General features: G+C 60.8%; 13 protein-coding genes and 4 tRNA genes. 13 read left to right on the top strand and 4 right to left on the bottom strand.

What is annotated here, in order from left to right:
* Positions 1-33: 33 nt before the first annotated feature.
* Together C4J89_RS17485 and C4J89_RS17480 are read right to left on the bottom strand one after the other, a co-directional pair.
* Complete coding sequence (locus C4J89_RS17485) at positions 34-243, bottom strand: hypothetical protein (RefSeq protein WP_124363615.1); 210 nt, start codon at positions 241-243, stop codon at positions 34-36.
* 101 nt (positions 244-344) lie between these two features.
* Positions 345-1,541: an amino acid aminotransferase gene (locus tag C4J89_RS17480; protein ID WP_124415144.1), complete on the bottom strand. Its 1,197-nt coding sequence runs from the start codon at positions 1,539-1,541 to the stop codon at positions 345-347.
* Between the two features lie 341 nt (positions 1,542-1,882).
* Between C4J89_RS17480 and uvrB the strand changes: the two genes are divergently transcribed.
* The 12 genes from uvrB (at position 1,883) to C4J89_RS26955 (ending at position 11,727) form a co-directional block, all read left to right on the top strand.
* Positions 1,883-3,898: an excinuclease ABC subunit UvrB gene (gene uvrB / locus C4J89_RS17475; protein ID WP_124371268.1), complete on the top strand. Its 2,016-nt coding sequence runs from the start codon at positions 1,883-1,885 to the stop codon at positions 3,896-3,898.
* Positions 3,899-4,100: 202 nt separating this feature from the next.
* Entirely contained in the window at positions 4,101-5,582 is a 1,482-nt protein-coding gene (gltX, locus tag C4J89_RS17470) for a glutamate--tRNA ligase (protein WP_124415143.1), read from the top strand.
* 147 nt (positions 5,583-5,729) lie between these two features.
* A tRNA-Ala gene (locus tag C4J89_RS17465) sits at positions 5,730-5,805 on the top strand.
* A gap of 78 nt (positions 5,806-5,883) precedes the next feature.
* Positions 5,884-5,959, top strand: a tRNA-Glu gene (locus C4J89_RS17460).
* A 49-nt stretch (positions 5,960-6,008) separates the two neighbouring features.
* Positions 6,009-6,084: transfer RNA gene (locus C4J89_RS17455), tRNA-Ala, on the top strand.
* 78 nt (positions 6,085-6,162) lie between these two features.
* Positions 6,163-6,238: transfer RNA gene (locus C4J89_RS17450), tRNA-Glu, on the top strand.
* Between the two features lie 181 nt (positions 6,239-6,419).
* A complete protein-coding gene (locus tag C4J89_RS17445) occupies positions 6,420-6,959 on the top strand; it encodes a TetR/AcrR family transcriptional regulator (protein ID WP_124363611.1) in 540 nt (179 codons plus the stop codon).
* 14 nt (positions 6,960-6,973) lie between these two features.
* Complete coding sequence (locus C4J89_RS17440; RefSeq protein WP_124415142.1) at positions 6,974-7,807, top strand: alpha/beta hydrolase; 834 nt, start codon at positions 6,974-6,976, stop codon at positions 7,805-7,807.
* A 39-nt stretch (positions 7,808-7,846) separates the two neighbouring features.
* Positions 7,847-8,281, top strand: coding sequence for a thioesterase family protein (locus tag C4J89_RS17435; RefSeq protein WP_124363609.1), 435 nt, complete (start codon positions 7,847-7,849; stop codon positions 8,279-8,281).
* 55 nt (positions 8,282-8,336) lie between these two features.
* Entirely contained in the window at positions 8,337-9,296 is a 960-nt protein-coding gene (locus C4J89_RS17430) for a tRNA-dihydrouridine synthase (RefSeq protein WP_124415141.1), read from the top strand.
* A gap of 384 nt (positions 9,297-9,680) precedes the next feature.
* On the top strand, positions 9,681-10,685 hold the full coding sequence (locus C4J89_RS17425; RefSeq protein WP_124415140.1) for a hypothetical protein: 1,005 nt from the start codon (positions 9,681-9,683) through the stop codon (positions 10,683-10,685).
* A gap of 85 nt (positions 10,686-10,770) precedes the next feature.
* Positions 10,771-11,727 carry a hypothetical protein gene (locus C4J89_RS26955; protein ID WP_256681750.1) on the top strand — a complete coding sequence of 319 codons (957 nt, stop codon included), beginning with the start codon at positions 10,771-10,773 and terminating at the stop codon, positions 11,725-11,727.
* Between the two features lie 66 nt (positions 11,728-11,793).
* On the opposite strand, the gene C4J89_RS17415 is transcribed toward C4J89_RS26955, so the two are convergent.
* Together C4J89_RS17415 and C4J89_RS17410 are read right to left on the bottom strand one after the other, a co-directional pair.
* A complete protein-coding gene (locus C4J89_RS17415) occupies positions 11,794-15,072 on the bottom strand; it encodes an EAL domain-containing protein (RefSeq protein ID WP_124415139.1) in 3,279 nt (1,092 codons plus the stop codon).
* A 65-nt stretch (positions 15,073-15,137) separates the two neighbouring features.
* A complete protein-coding gene (locus C4J89_RS17410; RefSeq protein WP_124363605.1) occupies positions 15,138-16,028 on the bottom strand; it encodes a LysR family transcriptional regulator in 891 nt (296 codons plus the stop codon).
* A 140-nt stretch (positions 16,029-16,168) separates the two neighbouring features.
* Between C4J89_RS17410 and leuC the strand changes: the two genes are divergently transcribed.
* A complete protein-coding gene (gene leuC / locus C4J89_RS17405) occupies positions 16,169-17,587 on the top strand; it encodes a 3-isopropylmalate dehydratase large subunit (protein ID WP_124363604.1) in 1,419 nt (472 codons plus the stop codon).
* The last annotated feature ends 4 nt before the right edge of the window (positions 17,588-17,591 follow it).

Here is a 17,591-nt window from a genome sequence, read left to right as displayed (position 1 = left end):
GAGAGCAAGCCCCCTCCCACAGTTTGACCTTCATCAGCCGCCGAACTGGAAGGTGCCCATGGCCAGCTTCGCCATAATCGCCGTGGCGCCCAATTGCACCAGCCACAACGCCAGGCCACCGAGAAACACACCCAGCGCCACTTGCAGCACCAGGCTTTTCTGGCGCTTGGCTTGGGGCGCGCGTGGGGTGAAGTGGTCCAGTTCGTCGCGGTCGGCGCGCAGGTCCAGGTCGTCGTTTCTCATAGGGTTCTCGCAGCAAAAGGGCAGTTGGTGTCCAGTCTAGTGGGTTCGCCAGCAAAAAGGGGGAAGCCATTGGCTTCCCCCTTCGTATAACGCTGGCAGATTTACAGCACCTGAACGATCGCGTTGGTCACAGCACCAATGTTGGACTGGTTCAACGCCGCCACACAGATACGCCCGGTATCCAGCGCATAGATGCCGAACTCGCTGCGCAAGCGGGTGACTTGCTCGACGCTCAGGCCGGAGTAGGAAAACATCCCGCGTTGGCGGCCAACGAAGCTGAAGTTGTGGCCGGGAGCCGCCTTGGCCAGTTCGGCCACCATCTGCTCGCGCATGCCGCGGATGCGCAGGCGCATTTCGGCAAGTTCGGCTTCCCACTGGGCGCGCAGCTCAGGGTTGTTCAGTACCGCTGCAACGATCGCCGCGCCGTGGGTCGGCGGGTTGGAATAGTTGGTACGGATCACACGCTTGACCTGGGACAGGATGCGCGCGCTTTCTTCCTTGGATTCGCTGACGATGGACAAGGCGCCCACGCGTTCGCCGTACAGGGAGAACGACTTGGAGAACGAGCTGGACACAAAAAAGGTCAGGCCCGATTCGGCGAACAGGCGCACGGCGGCGGCGTCTTCGTGGATGCCGTCGCCAAAGCCCTGGTAGGCCATGTCGAGGAACGGCACCAGGTTGCGGGCCTTGATCAAGTCCAGCACGTTCTGCCAGTCGGCCGGGCTCAGGTCGACGCCGGTCGGGTTGTGGCAGCAGGCGTGCAACACCACGATGGACTGCGGCGGCAGGGCGTTGAGGTCGTCGAGCAGGCCGGCACGGTTGACGTCGTGGGTGGCGGCGTCGTAATAGCGGTAGTTCTGCACCGGGAAACCGGCGGTTTCGAACAGCGCGCGGTGGTTTTCCCAGCTCGGGTCGCTGATGGCGACGACGGCGTCGGGCAGCAGCTGCTTGAGGAAGTCAGCGCCGATTTTCAGCGCGCCGGTCCCGCCGACGGCCTGCACGGTAACCACGCGGCTGGCTTCGAGCAGCGGCGACTCAGCGCCGAACAGCAGGGTCTGCACGGCCTTGTCGTAGGCGGCGATCCCGTCGATCGGCAAGTAGCCACGGGCAGCGTGTTGCGCCACACGAATGGCTTCCGCTTCGGCAACGGCACGCAAGAGTGGAATCTTCCCCTCCTCGTCGCAGTAAACGCCCACGCCAAGGTTGACCTTGGTGGTTCGTGTATCAGCGTTGAATGCTTCGTTGAGGCCCAGGATTGGATCGCGTGGTGCCATTTCGACAGCGGAGAACAGGCTCATTTTTGCGGCAGCTCTATGGGGGAAGGGAGGGACGTGTCGCGCTCCAGCCGGATGCACTAGAGCGGTGCACAAACGGGGAGCTAGTATAGAGGCCATCACTGCTGAGGGCGACAGCCGAAATGGCTTTTCGGCCAAGTTTTTCGGTTTATTTGCCGACCGTTAGTCTTATTGCAATATTGATCCGGACGAAGGCAGGACGATTGCCTTGAAACCGGTCACATTCGCCACCACTACTACGGCTATCATGGTTTTTTCCTGCAGCCTGCGATGACTATTCGTGGGTTGCTGAGCTATTTCGTCCCTGGCGGTGTTGAGTCTGGGGTGACCACACGAGGTACGTTATGTCGGATTTCCAGCTCGTCACCCGTTTTGAACCCGCCGGCGATCAGCCGGAAGCCATTCGCCAGATGGTCGAAGGTATCGAGGCCGGCCTGGCGCATCAGACGTTGCTCGGGGTGACCGGTTCAGGCAAGACCTTCAGCATCGCCAATGTGATCGCGCAGGTGCAGCGCCCGACCCTGGTGCTGGCACCGAACAAGACCCTGGCCGCACAGTTGTATGGTGAGTTCAAGGCGTTCTTCCCGAACAACGCGGTCGAATATTTCGTTTCCTACTACGACTACTATCAGCCGGAAGCGTATGTGCCGTCCTCCGATACGTTTATCGAGAAGGATGCGTCGATCAACGACCATATCGAGCAAATGCGGCTGTCGGCGACCAAGGCCCTGCTGGAACGCAAGGACGCGATCATCGTCACCACGGTGTCGTGCATTTACGGCCTGGGCAGCCCGGAAACCTATTTGAAAATGGTGCTGCACGTCGACCGTGGCGACAAACTCGACCAGCGCGAACTGCTGCGGCGCCTGACGAGCCTGCAGTACACCCGCAACGACATGGACTTTGCCCGCGCCACATTCCGCGTGCGCGGCGATGTGATCGATATCTACCCGGCAGAATCCGACCTGGAAGCGATCCGTATCGAGCTGTTCGACGACGAAGTCGAAAGCCTGTCGGCCTTCGACCCGTTGACCGGCGAAGTGATCCGCAAACTGCCGCGCTTCACCTTCTACCCGAAAAGCCACTACGTGACCCCGCGTGAAACCCTGATGGGCGCCATCGAGGGCATCAAGGTCGAGTTGGCCGAGCGCCTGGAATACCTGCGCGCCAACAACAAGTTGGTGGAGGCCCAGCGCCTGGAGCAGCGCACTCGCTTCGACCTGGAGATGATCCTGGAGCTGGGCTACTGCAACGGCATCGAAAACTACTCGCGCTACCTGTCGGGCCGCGAGTCCGGTGCGCCGCCGCCGACCCTCTATGATTACCTGCCGCCGGACGCCTTGCTGGTGATCGACGAGTCCCACGTCAGCGTGCCGCAAGTGGGCGCGATGTATAAGGGCGACCGCTCCCGCAAGGAAACCCTGGTGGAATACGGTTTCCGCCTGCCGTCGGCGCTGGATAACCGGCCGATGCGCTTTGACGAATGGGAAGCCATCAGCCCGCAGACCATCTTTGTGTCCGCCACGCCCGGCAACTATGAGGCCGAGCATGCCGGCCGGGTGATCGAGCAGTTGGTGCGCCCGACTGGCCTGGTGGACCCGCAAATTGAAATCCGCCCGGCGCTGACCCAGGTTGACGACCTGCTGTCGGAAATCAACAAACGCGTGGCCCTGGAAGAGCGCGTGCTGGTCACCACGTTGACCAAGCGCATGTCCGAAGACTTGACCGATTACCTGGCCGACCACGGCGTGCGCGTGCGCTACCTGCACTCGGACATCGACACCGTGGAGCGTGTGGAAATCATTCGCGACCTGCGCCTGGGTACCTTTGATGTGCTGGTGGGCATCAACCTGCTGCGCGAAGGCCTGGACATGCCGGAGGTGTCGCTGGTGGCGATCCTGGACGCGGACAAGGAAGGCTTCCTGCGCTCCGAACGCTCGTTGATCCAGACCATCGGCCGTGCGGCGCGTAACCTCAACGGTCGGGCGATCCTGTATGCGGACCGCATCACCGGGTCGATGGAGCGGGCGATTGGCGAGACCGATCGCCGGCGTGAGAAGCAGATCGCGTTCAACCTGGAGCATGGCATCACGCCCAAAGGCGTGTTCAAGGATGTCGCCGACATCATGGAAGGCGCCACCGTGCCCGGCTCGCGCAGCAAGAAGCGCAAGGGCATGGCCAAGGCCGCCGAAGAAAGCGCCAAGTACGAGAACGAACTGCGCTCGCCGAGTGAGATCACCAAGCGGATTCGCCAGTTGGAAGAGAAGATGTACCAGTTGGCGCGCGATCTTGAGTTCGAGGCCGCGGCGCAGACGCGGGATGAGATTGGCAAGTTGCGGGAGCGGTTGCTGGCTGTTTGATTGGCGGTGACTGTGCCGGCCTCATCGGGGGCAAGCCCCCTCCCACATTTGACTGCGTTCACAAATCAAAAGTGTGGGAGGGGCGGTGCGACGATTCGACTTGCCCCCGATAGCTGCCCCTCGGTTTTCCAGAAATCACCCAGGCTGTTACCATTCGCCCCTTGTTTCAATTTTCAGTTATATCGCCCATTCGAGACCTGCCATGACCACCGTCCGCACGCGCATTGCGCCATCGCCTACTGGGGATCCCCACGTCGGCACTGCTTACATCGCCTTGTTCAACTACTGCTTTGCCAAGCAGCACGGCGGTGAATTCATCCTGCGGATCGAAGACACCGATCAACTGCGCTCCACCCGTGAGTCCGAGCAGCAGATTTTCGATGCGCTGCGCTGGCTGGGTATCACCTGGGCCGAAGGCCCGGACGTCGGCGGCCCTCACGGCCCGTATCGCCAGAGCGAGCGCAGCGACATCTATAAAAAGTACACCCAGCAGTTGGTGGACATGGGCCATGCGTTCCCCTGTTTCTGCACCGCCGAAGAACTCGACCAGATGCGTGCCGAGCAACAGGCCCGTGGCGAGACGCCGCGCTACGACGGCCGTGCATTGCTGCTATCGAAAGAAGAAGTGGCCGCGCGCCTGGCCGCCGGCGAGCCCCATGTGATCCGCATGAAAGTGCCGAGCGAAGGCGTATGCGTGGTGCCGGACATGCTGCGCGGTGACGTCGAAATCCCGTGGGATCGCATGGACATGCAGGTGCTGATGAAGACCGACGGCCTGCCGACCTACTTCCTGGCCAATGTGGTCGACGATCACCTGATGGGCATCACCCACGTGCTGCGCGGCGAAGAATGGCTGCCGTCGGCGCCCAAGCTGATCCTGCTTTACGAATACTTCGGCTGGGAACAGCCGCAGTTGTGCTACATGCCGCTGCTGCGTAACCCGGACAAGAGCAAGCTGTCCAAGCGCAAGAACCCGACGTCGGTGACCTTCTATGAGCGCATGGGCTTCATGCCCGAGGCGATGCTCAATTACCTGGGCCGCATGGGCTGGTCCATGCCCGACGAGCGCGAGAAGTTCTCGCTGCAGGAAATGGTCGATCACTTCGACCTGTCCCGCGTCTCCCTGGGCGGGCCGATTTTCGATATCGAGAAGCTGTCGTGGCTCAACGGCCAGTGGCTGCGTGACCTGCCGGTGCAAGAGTTCGCCAGCCGTGTGCAGCAATGGGCGCTCAACCCCGAGTACATGATGAAGATCGCGCCGCTGGTGCAGGGCAGGGTGGAAACGTTCAGCCAGGTTGCGCCGTTGGCCAGCTTCTTCTTCGCCGGTGGTGTGAACCCGGACGTCAAGCTGTTCGAATCGAAAAAGCTCTCGGGCGACCAGGTGCGCCAGTTGATGCAACTGATCCTGTGGAAGCTCGAAAGCCTGCGCCAGTGGGAGAAGGATGCGATCACCGCGACGATCCAGGCAGTGGTCGAGTCCTTGGAACTGAAATTGCGCGATGCCATGCCGTTGATGTTTGCCGCGATTACCGGGCAGGCCAGTTCGGTGTCGGTGCTCGACGCGATGGAAATCCTCGGCCCGGACCTCACGCGTTTCCGTCTGCGCCAAGCCCTTGATTTGCTTGGTGGTGTTTCGAAGAAAGAAAACAAAGAGTGGGAAAAACTGCTGGGCGCTATCGCTTAAGCGGGCGGCTGCAGGGACGAAACCCCGGTTTTCCGGGGTTTCGTCGGTAAGTGATTGTTATCCCGGCAAAAAATTTTGAAAATTGTTGAAAATAAATTTGACACGTTTCGAAACCGCCATTAAGATTCGCCCCGTCCTCACCGATGAGGGGCTATAGCTCAGCTGGGAGAGCGCTTGCATGGCATGCAAGAGGTCAACGGTTCGATCCCGTTTAGCTCCACCAATTTACAGGTTCAAGGTCTGGCCACACCGTCTTTGAATCGATCGGCACTCAGCGCCGATCAGTTGTACAGAAGGTTTTGTCCCCTTCGTCTAGTGGCCTAGGACACCGCCCTTTCACGGCGGTAACAGGGGTTCGAGTCCCCTAGGGGACGCCAGTTTCAACAAGCAGTTCGAAAGGTCTGCTGCGCCGCCAGGCGAAAAATCGGGGCTATAGCTCAGCTGGGAGAGCGCTTGCATGGCATGCAAGAGGTCAACGGTTCGATCCCGTTTAGCTCCACCAATTTACAGGTTCAAGGTTCCGGCCACACCGTCCTTGAATCGATCGGCCCAAACACCGATCACTGTACAGAAGGTTTGTGTCCCCTTCGTCTAGTGGCCTAGGACACCGCCCTTTCACGGCGGTAACAGGGGTTCGAGTCCCCTAGGGGACGCCACGATTACCCGCTTTGCGGGATTTTTAAGGGTCATTCAATTATTGAATGGCCCTTTTGTTTGTCTGGCGTTTGGCCAACTCTCTCCTTACTTCCTTTTTGCGTTCTGACCAGCGGTTACGCTTCTCGCTTGCGCAATATTATTATGGTAATAATATTCAACCCATGACAGACGGAGGCTTTGATGAGCGACAAAAAAGCGCAAACTCGCGAACGCATATTGCAGGCTGCCAGCGCGGCCTTGGTCCAGCGTGGCCCGGCTGAGCCGAGCGTCGGCGAAGTCATGGGGGCGGCGGGGCTGACGGTCGGTGGTTTTTACGCGCACTTTGAAAGCAAGGACGCACTGATGCTGGAGGCGTTCACTCAACTACTGGCCAAGCGCCGCGCGGCGATCGAAGACATCGACTCTACACTGGCCGGCGAAGAGCGCCGCAGCCTGGTGGCGGCGTTTTACTTGTCGCGCAAACATCGCGACTCCACGGCCCAGGCGTGTCCGCTGCCGGCGACCGTCGGCGAGATGGGTCGTTTGCCGGACGAATTCCGCCAGGCCTTGAGCGAACACTGCGAGCTGATGGCGGCCCAACTGGCGGCCAGCCCGGAAGACACCGACAAGGCGCTGGCCGACATGGCGCTGATGATCGGCGGCCTGACACTGGCGCGGGCCCTCGGCCCCGGCGAGCTATCCGATCGTGTGCTGCGCGCCGCCAAGTCGGCGGTACGCTGAAGAGGGTTCACCGCATGGGCGACTTGACCTGGGTTCGTGGCTTCAACGGCACTGTCGGCCGACTTGCACCGCAAATAGCGGCCAACAGGATGCGTCGCACCTTCATGACGCCCCGCGAGCTGCCGCCGCGCGCGTGGGAGCTGCCGTTGCTGGCGCAAGCGGAGCGCGTCACCTTGCGTTTCGGCCTGTCGGCCCTGCGTTGGGGGCAGGGGCCGGCGGTGTTGCTGATGCACGGTTGGGAAGGGCGGCCTACCCAGTTCGCCAGCCTGATTACGGCATTGGTAGAGAACGGCTATTCGGTGATTGCGCTGGACGGCCCGGCCCATGGGCATTCGCCGGGGCGCGAAGCAAACGTGCTGTTGTTCGCCCGTGCCATGCTCGAGGCGGCGGCTGAGTTGCCTGCGCTGCATGCGGTGGTCGGCCACTCGATGGGCGGGGCGAGCGCGATGCTGGCGGTGCAACTGGGGCTGCGCACGCAGGCGTTGGTGAGCATCGCTGCACCATCGCGGTTCCTCGATGCGCTGCGCGGTTTCACGCGCATGGTGGGGTTGCCGCCGCGCGCACGTTCGGCGTTTATCCACGCGGTGGAGCTGTCTTTCGGCATGCCGCTCAAGCACTTGGATGTCGCCCATTACCACATGAACCTTCCCGGCCTGATCGTGCACGCCGAAGACGATACGTTCGTCCCGGTCAAAGCCTCTCAAGCCATTCACGAGGCCTGGTTCGACAGCCGCCTGCTGCGCCTGGAGCAGGGCGGGCATCAGAAGGTCCTGGCCGACCCGCGCGTGATCGAAGGCGTACTTGCCCTGTTGGCGAGCTGCCATGTACAGGCGCGCCAAACCGCCTGATACACTGCGCCCGCCGACATCAATCGACTGGAGCAAGGCATGGGCTGGGATTTGGCAACGCCGTTTATCATCGATCTGCAGGTCGCCCCTGAGGACATCGACGGACTGGGGCACGCCAATAACGCGGTGTACGTGTCCTGGCTGGAGCGTTGCGCCTGGCGCCATTCCCAGCGCCTGGGGCTGGACCTCACCGAGTATCGGCGCCTGGACCGCGCCATGGCCGTGGTGCGTCATGAGATCGACTACCTGGCGGCCGGCTACGAAGGCGATGAACTGCAACTGGCCACGTGGATCGTCGATTGGGACCAGCGCCTGAAGATGACGCGGCGTTTCCAGCTGGTACGCCCGCGTGACGGCGCCACCTTGTTGCGTGCGCAAACCACCTTTGTGTGCATCGAGCTGTCCAGCGGCAGGCCCAAACGCATGCCTGTCGAGTTTATCGAAGGCTACGGACCTGCGCTGACAGGGGGTTAACGGTTGTTGGGGGAAACCCAGTAGACTGCGTCACGATTTTTGTTGAGTGTTTTCCATGCAAATTGCTTTGGCGCCCATGGAGGGGTTGGTCGACAACATCCTGCGGGACGTGCTGACCCGCGTGGGCGGTATCGACTGGTGCGTGACCGAATTCATCCGCGTCAACGACCGCCTGCTCACCCCTGCCTATTTCCACAAGCTCGCCCCGGAACTGCTGCACGGCGCCCAGACTGCGGCGGGCGTGCCGTTGCGCGTGCAGTTGCTGGGGTCTGACCCGGTATGCCTGGCGGAAAACGCCGCCCTGGCCTGCGAGTTGGGGTCGCAGGTGATCGACCTCAATTTCGGCTGCCCGGCCAAGACCGTCAACAAGTCCCGAGGCGGTGCCGTACTGCTCAAGGAGCCGGAGCTGCTCAACCGGATCGTCGAGCATGTGCGCCGTGCGGTGCCGGCCCATATTCCGGTCACCGCTAAAATGCGCCTGGGCTTCGACAGCCCGGATGGCGCGCTGGTCTGCGCCACGGCGCTGGCCGAAGGCGGCGCCGCGCATATCGTGGTGCATGCGCGTACTAAAACCGATGGCTACAAGCCGCCAGCCCATTGGGAGTGGATCCCGCGGGTGCAGGAAGTGGTCAAGGTGCCGGTGTTTGCCAATGGTGACATCTGGAGCGTCGAAGATTGGAAACGTTGCCGCGAAGTCAGCGGCGCCGAAGACATCATGCTGGGCCGTGGCCTGGTGGCGCGCCCTGACCTGGCGCGGCAGATCGCGGCGGCGCGCGCAGGGCAAGAGGTGGTGGAAATGACCTGGGCCGAAATGCAGCCGATGCTCCAGGAGTTCTGGACCCAATCGGTGGCGCAATTGACTGAGCGCCAGGCGCCCGGCCGCTTGAAGCAATGGCTGGCGATGCTGACGCGCAATTACCCCGAAGCGGTGCAGCTGTTTACGGCGATGCGCCGCGAGACCGACCTGGAGCAGGTCAGTCGCCTGTTGGGGATGCCTCATCCACTGGCTGCCTGACGCCAGTCAACGACCACTGCTTATATCCATCTAAAGAAGGCGCCACTGCAGGCGCCTTTTTTTGTCGGCGAGTTAACACAAACCACCAACGAGTAGATGCACGAAATGTTATCGATGAGTGACTTGCCTACCGAGTATTAGCGCGTGTGACCACACTTGAACCTCAAATAAGCCATGAATCAAGGCTTGGCGGAAATTGTCCATGAGGCAAAGTCTGATAATGCGCTTTGGTTTCCTTATATGAACTGCGAATTTCGGAACTCGATAGCCTAACTTCCCACGAATGGGGGGACTGCGAAACAGCGCTGTGGTTATTCAGTCTTAAAACTATCACCCCCTCTGGCCATTAACCGGTCAGGTTGTATGGAATAAAGGAACTCGCGAATGTCTATGTCGATTCACACTCCGCCTGTGGTAAGGGGCGATACATCTGGCCTTGATCAGCCAGCAGTTTCGAACAATAAGCTTATTGTAAAGCCGAACGCTCAGACCCCTGGTACAACGGTGCTTCAGACGTCATTGCGTCTTGACGATACTCAAGGTTTGCGCAATACGGCGCTGACCCCCGAGACTGCTTTGCGGCAACTGTTCGATATGCTGGAAGGCATCTTCAGGACCATGCGCGACATATTTTCAGGCAAGACTGCGATTAAGCCCGATCCGGACAAACAACCGGTTGCGCCGGACACTCGCAAGGAGCTCGTCAAGCCGGATGCAGGCAAGTTGCCGGTGCTGCCGGATGCCCGCAAGGAGCTGGTCAAGCCGGATGCAGGCAAGTTGCCGGTGCTGCCGGATGCCTCCAAGGAGTTGGTCAAGCCGGACGCAGGCAAGTTGCCGGTGCTGCCGGATGCCCCCAAGGAGTTGGTCAAGCCGGACGCAGGCAAGTTGCCGGTGCTACCGGATGCCCGCAAGGAGCTGGTCAAGCCGGACGCCGCCACGGTGCGAGTGCTGCCGCAACCTGCTGATGTTTCGGTCATCGTGCCCGACGGGAATAAGCCGCGCCCCTCGCCATTTCCGCCAACGGTGCCCAAGCCCGAGATAAGCGTGAACAATGACCCCAAGACAAACGTTCAGGTGAATGTGGTCCTTAATCATTGTCACTGCCCGGATGGAAAGGTGTCGCCGGACCGACTGCCGACACCGAGGGTTTCCACGGATACGCGGCCTCAGCCACCCATACTGCCAGACGTCCAGCCCCAGCCAGCGGTGCTTCCGGGCAATATCCCGAGGCCGAACGTGCCGATGGATATCAAGCCTCAACCCCAGGTGTTGCCGGATACAAAACCGACGCCTTTGCCCGACACTCCCGCCCCGGATCTGACCAGTCCAGGTCCCGTCGACGCTGGCAGGCATGGACGCTTTAATCATCGGCTAAGTTCCAGGTTCTAACGATAGCTGTCGCGTTTCAATCTTTTATAAGTGCAGGCATCTTTTCGAAAGTTCATTTCGAGGAGATGCCTGTGTGGAGAACTCTATGTCACTCTTTCCAATTAATAATATTGCGCGGGTCATTGATGTAAGGCCGTCCCTGCCAATCGATGCACTCACTGCAAGTAATGAAACTGCGATCAGACCCAATGTCGGTCGCGAGTCGGTCAGGACAATGCCTGTCATGGCATATGGTGATAGATCGCAAAGTTTGCCAAATGTCGGGATTGACTTGCCATTGGTCAATGCAATTGTGGCTTTATTTAATTCCCTCTTTACTCAGCTGCTCGCTCTCGTGGCTGATAAAAAAGACAAGCATGTTCCTAACACTAATCCTTTGCCCCCGCTTATTATTCCGCAGGTAACACCTCAACCGGTATTACCCAGGCCTGATGCCGCAGCGAACATTCCGGGTTTGTCGAACAAGCGCGGCGGTGCGAAGCCGGACAATATCTGGAGTGGCTTCCGCCAGGGCCCGGACGGTAATTGTGTAACAGTGTCGGCTATCAAGGCTGCGATGTATCGATTCGGTCAAAGCCCCACGGATATTTTCAAGGAGGTGACCAAGACGAACGACGGTTATCAGGTGCTTATGCGTGATGGCTTTCGGCTCACATTGACCGACCGCGAGCTGGCGGACGGCGCCCGGGGCGCCAAGTTCAGCGGGCCTGACACAGGCATGCTGAAGGATGCTCAGTTCCTGTTCGCCGTCAGCGCCAAGCGTGCGCAGATGGAAAACAACGATCGTACGGCCGGTCGCAGTTTTCAGGCCGCGATCCGTAGTCTGAACGATGGAGAGGATGAGAGCGGTCCGGGAGAAGGCTTTCTGCGCCTTGGGTTGAAAGGCCACATGAAAAGAGTGTCGGTACGTGAGCTCGCCCAAGGGCAGATAGGCATGTGCAACCGGACCGGGCATTCTGTGGCCGTCATCAACGGCCGCGAGGAGTTATGGGGGAAACAGGGACGAGTCCCGACGCATGGTCATGCCGTCGCACTGATGTGACCGTGATGCACCTGGGCAGGGATAACCCAGGCTGCATTAGTTTCAATGCTGTGTTTCAAACAACATCTATTTCAGTAACTGCCTGAACCCCTCTATCGGCAATGGCCGACTATGCAAATACCCCTGGTACAAATGGCAGCCGAGCTTTTGCAGGAACGCCAGTTGCTCGGCAGTTTCCACGCCTTCGGCAATCACCTCCAGATTCAAGCTGCGGGCCATGGCGACAATGGCGCGGATGATTTCAGCGTCATTGGGATCGTGCGTCGCGTCGCGCACGAACGACTGGTCGATTTTCAACGCGTCCACCGGCAGGCGCTTGAGGTAAGTCAGGGATGAGTAGCCCGTACCAAAGTCATCCATCGCAAAGCTTATGCCGAGTTTTTTCAGGCGACGCATTTTCAACACCGTATCGTCCAGGTTCTGGATCACGATGCCTTCAGTGATTTCCAGCTTCAGCAAGCTGTAGGGCAGTTGGTGCTGCGTGAGGCTGCGCTCGACCCGTTCCACGAAGTCGTTCTGGCGAAACTGCCGGGGGCTGATATTCACGCACAGGCTGAAATTCAGCGGGTCAACCAGGCCGTCGGCAATCAACTGCGCAAATGCGCTGCACGCTTCGTCGAGGATCCAGGTGCCGACCTCCAGGATCAAGCCGCTGTCCTCCAGCACCTTGATAAATTCGGCCGGCGATTGCGCACCCAGTTGGGGATGCTGCCAGCGCACCAGAGCCTCGGCGCCGACAATCTTGTTGCCGCGCGCATCCACCTGGGGCTGGTAATGCACACTGAACTCCCCGCGGGACAAGGCCAGGCGCAGGTCGGTTTCCATGCGCAGGCGCTCGCTGGCGGTTTTCTGCATGCTGTTGTGGAACATCTGAATGGTGTTGCGCCCGGAATCCTTGGCGCGGTACAGGGCGATGTCGGCGCGCTTGAGCAAATCGGCGGGCGTGGTGCCATGGTCGGGGATCAACGCCACGCCGATGCTTGGCGTTACTTGCAGGCGGTGGCCGTCGAGGAACATCGGCTCAGAGAGCAATTCGCGCAGGGTATCGGCCAGTTCCTGCACCTGGCCGCTGACTTGCGTGCGTGAGCCCTCCAGGCCGCTGAGCAGCACCACGAACTCATCACCGCCCAGGCGCGCCACGGTATCTTCCATGCGCACGCTGGCTTCCAGGCGTGCGGTGACGATTTTCAGTACGGTGTCGCCCACCGGGTGGCCGAGGGAGTCGTTGATATGCTTGAAGTGGTCGAGGTCGAGAAACAGCAAGGCGCCGCGCAGGTTGTGGCGCTTGAGCAGGGCGATCTGCTGGCTCAGGCGGTCCATCAGCAGCGCACGGTTGGGCAGGTTGGTCAGCGGGTCGTGATAAGCCAGGTGGCGGATCTGGGCCTGGGCATTTTTCAACAGGCTCACGTCACGCGCGGTCAGTAGCAGGCACGGCGTTTCATTCAAGGTGATCGGTTCGACCGACACCTCCACCGCCAGCACGTCGCCCAGTTTGTTGTGCCATAGCATTTCCAGATGATGGATACGTCCCTTGATCTGCAGCTCGGCCAACAGCGCGGTACGCTGGTTTTCATCGGCCCAGATGCCAATCTGGTACAGGGTGAGGCCGATGGCTTCTTCGGCGCGATAGCCGGTCAGGCGGCAAAACCCGTCATTGACCTCCACATATCGACCCGTGTCGCGCTCGGTGATCGAAATGGCATCGGGGCTGGAATGGAAGGCCTTGGCGAATTTCTCCTCACTGGCCTTGAGCGCCGCCTCCGAGCGTTGCTGCTGGGTGATGTCGCGCAGGGTGGTGACGATGCACGGCTGCTCATTGACCTTGACCAGGCGGCTGGAAATCACGCAGGTCAGGCTCTGGCCGTTCTTGGCATGCACCACGATGGCCACATTGCTCAATGACTGCTCGCGAATCACCCGCTCGATGCGTTGCAGGCGCTTGCTCGACTCATCCCACAAGCCGATCTGCTCGGCGCTTTTGTCGAACACTTCCGCGGCGGTCCAGCCAAAGGTCTGGGTGAATGCCGGGTTGATCTCGATAAACGCGCCGCTGTCCAGGCAGGTGACGCAGATTGGATCGGGGCTGGCCTGGAACAGGCTGGCGAATTTCTCCTCGGAAGCACTCAGGCGTTGTTCGCGCTCCACCTGATCGGTGATATCGAGCAAGGTACCCGCCATGCGCAGGGGCTTGCCGGATTCATCGCGATACAGGCGTGCGCGGCTTTCCAGATAGCGCGAGCTGCCGTCCTCGACCGGCACGCGATAGGTCAGCTGGTAATTGTCACCCGGGCCTTCACGCAGGTTGCGGTAGGCATGGCGCATGCCCTCGCGGTCCGCATCGGACATGCCTTCAAAAAACGCATCGAAGGACTCGTGGAAGGGTTCGCACGGCAGGCCGTGGAGTTGGGCGGCGCGGGCCGAGCCGTAGAGCATGCCGGTGGGAATGTGCCAGTCCCAGGTGCCCAGCTGCGCCGAGTCCAGCGCCAGATCCAGGCGTTCCTGACTGTCTTTCAGCGCTTGCTCGGCGTTTTTGCGCTCGGTGGTGTCGAGGAAGGTGCTGATCAGATAGGCCTCGCCCTCCAGTTCGACCTTTTGCGCGCTGAGCGTGCCATCGTGGATCTGGCCGTTGCTGGCGCAGAACTGCACTTCCATGGTGATGGATTCGCCTTTGCGCTGGGTGGCCTTGACCAGGTGCGCGCGCTGCTCCGGGTCACGCCACAGGCCCAGCTCCAGAGTGGTGCGGCCGATGGCTTGAGCTACCGGCCAGCCGAACAGCATCTCGAAATGCTGGTTGGCCTCGCTGATCAGGCCGTCGGCCTGACGCGTCAGCAGCACCATGTTCGGGCACAGGTGGAAGAGCGTGGCGAAGCGCTTTTCAGAGTGGCTGAGCGCCTGTTCCCGCTCGCGCTGGTGAGTGATCTCGCGGATCACCCCGATCATCCGACGCCTGCCGTTTTTGTCCGGCACCAGGCTGCCATTGATTTCCAGCCAGTGCAGGCTGCCATCGGGCCACTGGATGCGGTGATGCATGGCCTGTTCGACCGGTTCGCCGGCCAGCACCGCATGAAACGCCCGTACCACGCGGGCACGGTCTTCCGGTGCCAGCAGGTCGAGGTAATTGAGGTCGTTGGGCAGCGGCTGGCGCGGGTCGTAGCCAAACAATGCCTGAGTGCCTCGCGACCAGCTGATTTTGCCCGTGTCGATTTCCCAGCACCATGCGCCCAGCCGCGCGGCATTGAGTGCCGACAGCAATTGCGGGGCGCTGTCCCAGCGTTGTTCCGCCTCTTGAGGGTCCAGGGCGTAGATGCGGGGCAGCGGTGGCACGGAATCAACGGGGTTGGGCATTATTCAAAGGGCCTTGGCTCGATGGAAGACAGCGCGGTTTACCTGAAACCCGAGGCCGCACAATGTCATGCCGGTATCCCTGGCAGATCGACCTGTGCATCCAATAGGCTCATGAAAGCCCGCGCAGCGTTCGACAGCGTCCTTTCGGTGTGCACGATATAGCCTAGCTGGCGACTGAGCTGTATGCCCGGCAAAGCAATACTTGCCACCTGGGCGTCGAGCATGGTGCGTGGCAACACGCTCCAGGCCAGGCCGATGGACACCATCATTTTGATCGTCTCCAGGTAGTTGGTGCTCATGGCGATGTTCGGCGTCAGCCCCTGGGCCTCGAATAGACGGCTGACAATATGGTGGGTAAAGGTGTTCCCTCCGGGAAACACCGCAGGGTGCCCGGCGATATCGGCCAGGCTGACGGAGCCGTTGCTGATCAGGCTGTGTTCGGGGGCCACCACGAAATCCAGCGGGTCGTCCCATACCGGCGTCGCGCGCACCAGGTTATGCGGCTCGGGCGCCAGGGTGATCACTGCCACTTCGGCGCGACCGTGGAGGATTTCTTCGTAGGCCACTTCTGAATCGAGGAATTGAATATCCAGCGCGACGTTCGGGTACTGCCGAGTGAAGGTACGCAGGACCGGCGGCAGGCGATGCAGGCCGATATGGTGGCTGGTCGCCAGGGTGAGGCGCCCGCTGACTTCTCCGGTGAGGTTGGTCAGGGCGCGACGGGTGTCGTCCAGCACGTTCAGGATCTGATAAGCACGCGGCAGCAAAGCCCGCCCGGCTTCGGTCAAGCCCACTTCACGGCCGAGGCGATCGAACAGGCGCACCTTCAATTGTTGCTCCAGGCCGGCGATGCGTTTGCTGATGGCCGGTTGGGTCAGGTGCAGGCGCTCACCGGCGCCGGAGAAGCTGCCGGTCTCGGCGATGGCGATAAAGGCGTTGAGGTTGGCCAGGTCCATGGTGGTATTCCAGTTGGTAATCCAAAGCATGAAAAATATGAATTTGAGTTATTTAATCTAGCGCCATACCATCAGCCTCACAAGCCAAAGGGTTATAGAAAAGCCCGGCGCAAAGAAACACCGCTGATGAGGACCGACTGATGGCCGGCAAAACGCTTTACGACAAGCTTTGGGATTCCCATGAAGTGAAACGGCGCGATGATGGGTCGTCGCTGATCTACATCGACCGTCACATCATCCATGAAGTGACCTCGCCCCAAGCGTTCGAAGGCCTGCGGCTGGCCGGGCGCAAGCCATGGCGCGTCGACTCCATTATCGCCACCCCGGACCACAACGTGCCGACCACCCCGGAGCGCAAGGGCGGGATCGACGCCATTGTCGACACCGTGTCGCGCTTGCAGGTGCAGACCCTCGACGACTATTGCGACGAATATGGCATCACCGAATTCAAGATGAATGACGTGCGTCAAGGCATCGTCCACGTGATCGGCCCGGAGCAGGGCGCGACCTTGCCGGGTATGACGGTGGTGTGCGGTGACTCGCACACGTCGACCCACGGTGCCTTTGGTGCCTTGGCCCATGGCATCGGCACATCCGAGGTGGAACATGTGTTCGCTACCCAGTGCCTGGTCGCCAAAAAGATGAAGAACATGCTGGTACGCGTCGAAGGCCAGTTGCCGTTCGGCGTGACGGCCAAGGACATCGTGCTGGCGGTGATCGGCAAGATCGGCACCGCCGGCGGTAACGGGCATGCCATCGAGTTCGCCGGCAGCGCCATTCGCGACCTGTCCATCGAAGGCCGCATGACCATCTGTAACATGTCCATCGAAGCCGGTGCCCGCGTGGGCATGGTGGCAGCGGACGAAAAAACCATCGAATACGTCAAGGGTCGCCCATTCGCGCCCAAAGGCGCCGATTGGGACGCAGCGGTGCACGCCTGGAAAGACCTTGTGTCCGACGCCGATGCGGTGTTCGACACCGTGGTCGAGCTCGACGCGACCCAGATCAAACCGCAAGTCAGCTGGGGCACATCACCGGAAATGGTGCTGGCCGTCGACCAGAACGTGCCGGACCCGGCCCAGGAAACCGACCTGGTCAAGCGCGGCTCCATCGAGCGCGCCCTCAAGTACATGGGCCTGAAGGCCAACCAGGCGATTACCGACATCCAGCTGGATCGCGTGTTCATCGGCTCCTGCACCAACTCGCGGATCGAAGACCTGCGCGCCGCCGCCGTGATCGCCAAGGGCCGCAAGGTGGCCTCGACCATCAAGCAGGCAATCGTGGTGCCAGGTTCGGGGTTGGTCAAAGCCCAGGCCGAAGCCGAAGGCCTGGACAAGATCTTCCTCGAAGCCGGTTTCGAGTGGCGTGAGCCGGGCTGCTCCATGTGCCTGGCGATGAACCCGGACCGGTTGGAATCCGGCGAGCATTGCGCATCGACCTCCAACCGTAACTTCGAAGGGCGTCAGGGCGCCGGTGGCCGTACCCACCTGGTCAGCCCGGCCATGGCTGCCGCCGCTGCCGTCAACGGTCGTTTCATCGACGTTCGCGAATTGATCTAAAGGA

It is taken from the genome of Pseudomonas sp. R4-35-07 (genome assembly GCF_003852235.1).
Lineage (GTDB): Bacteria > Pseudomonadota > Gammaproteobacteria > Pseudomonadales > Pseudomonadaceae > Aquipseudomonas.
Note: the sequence above shows the minus strand (reverse complement) of the source record. Positions and strands in the feature narration are given on the sequence as shown.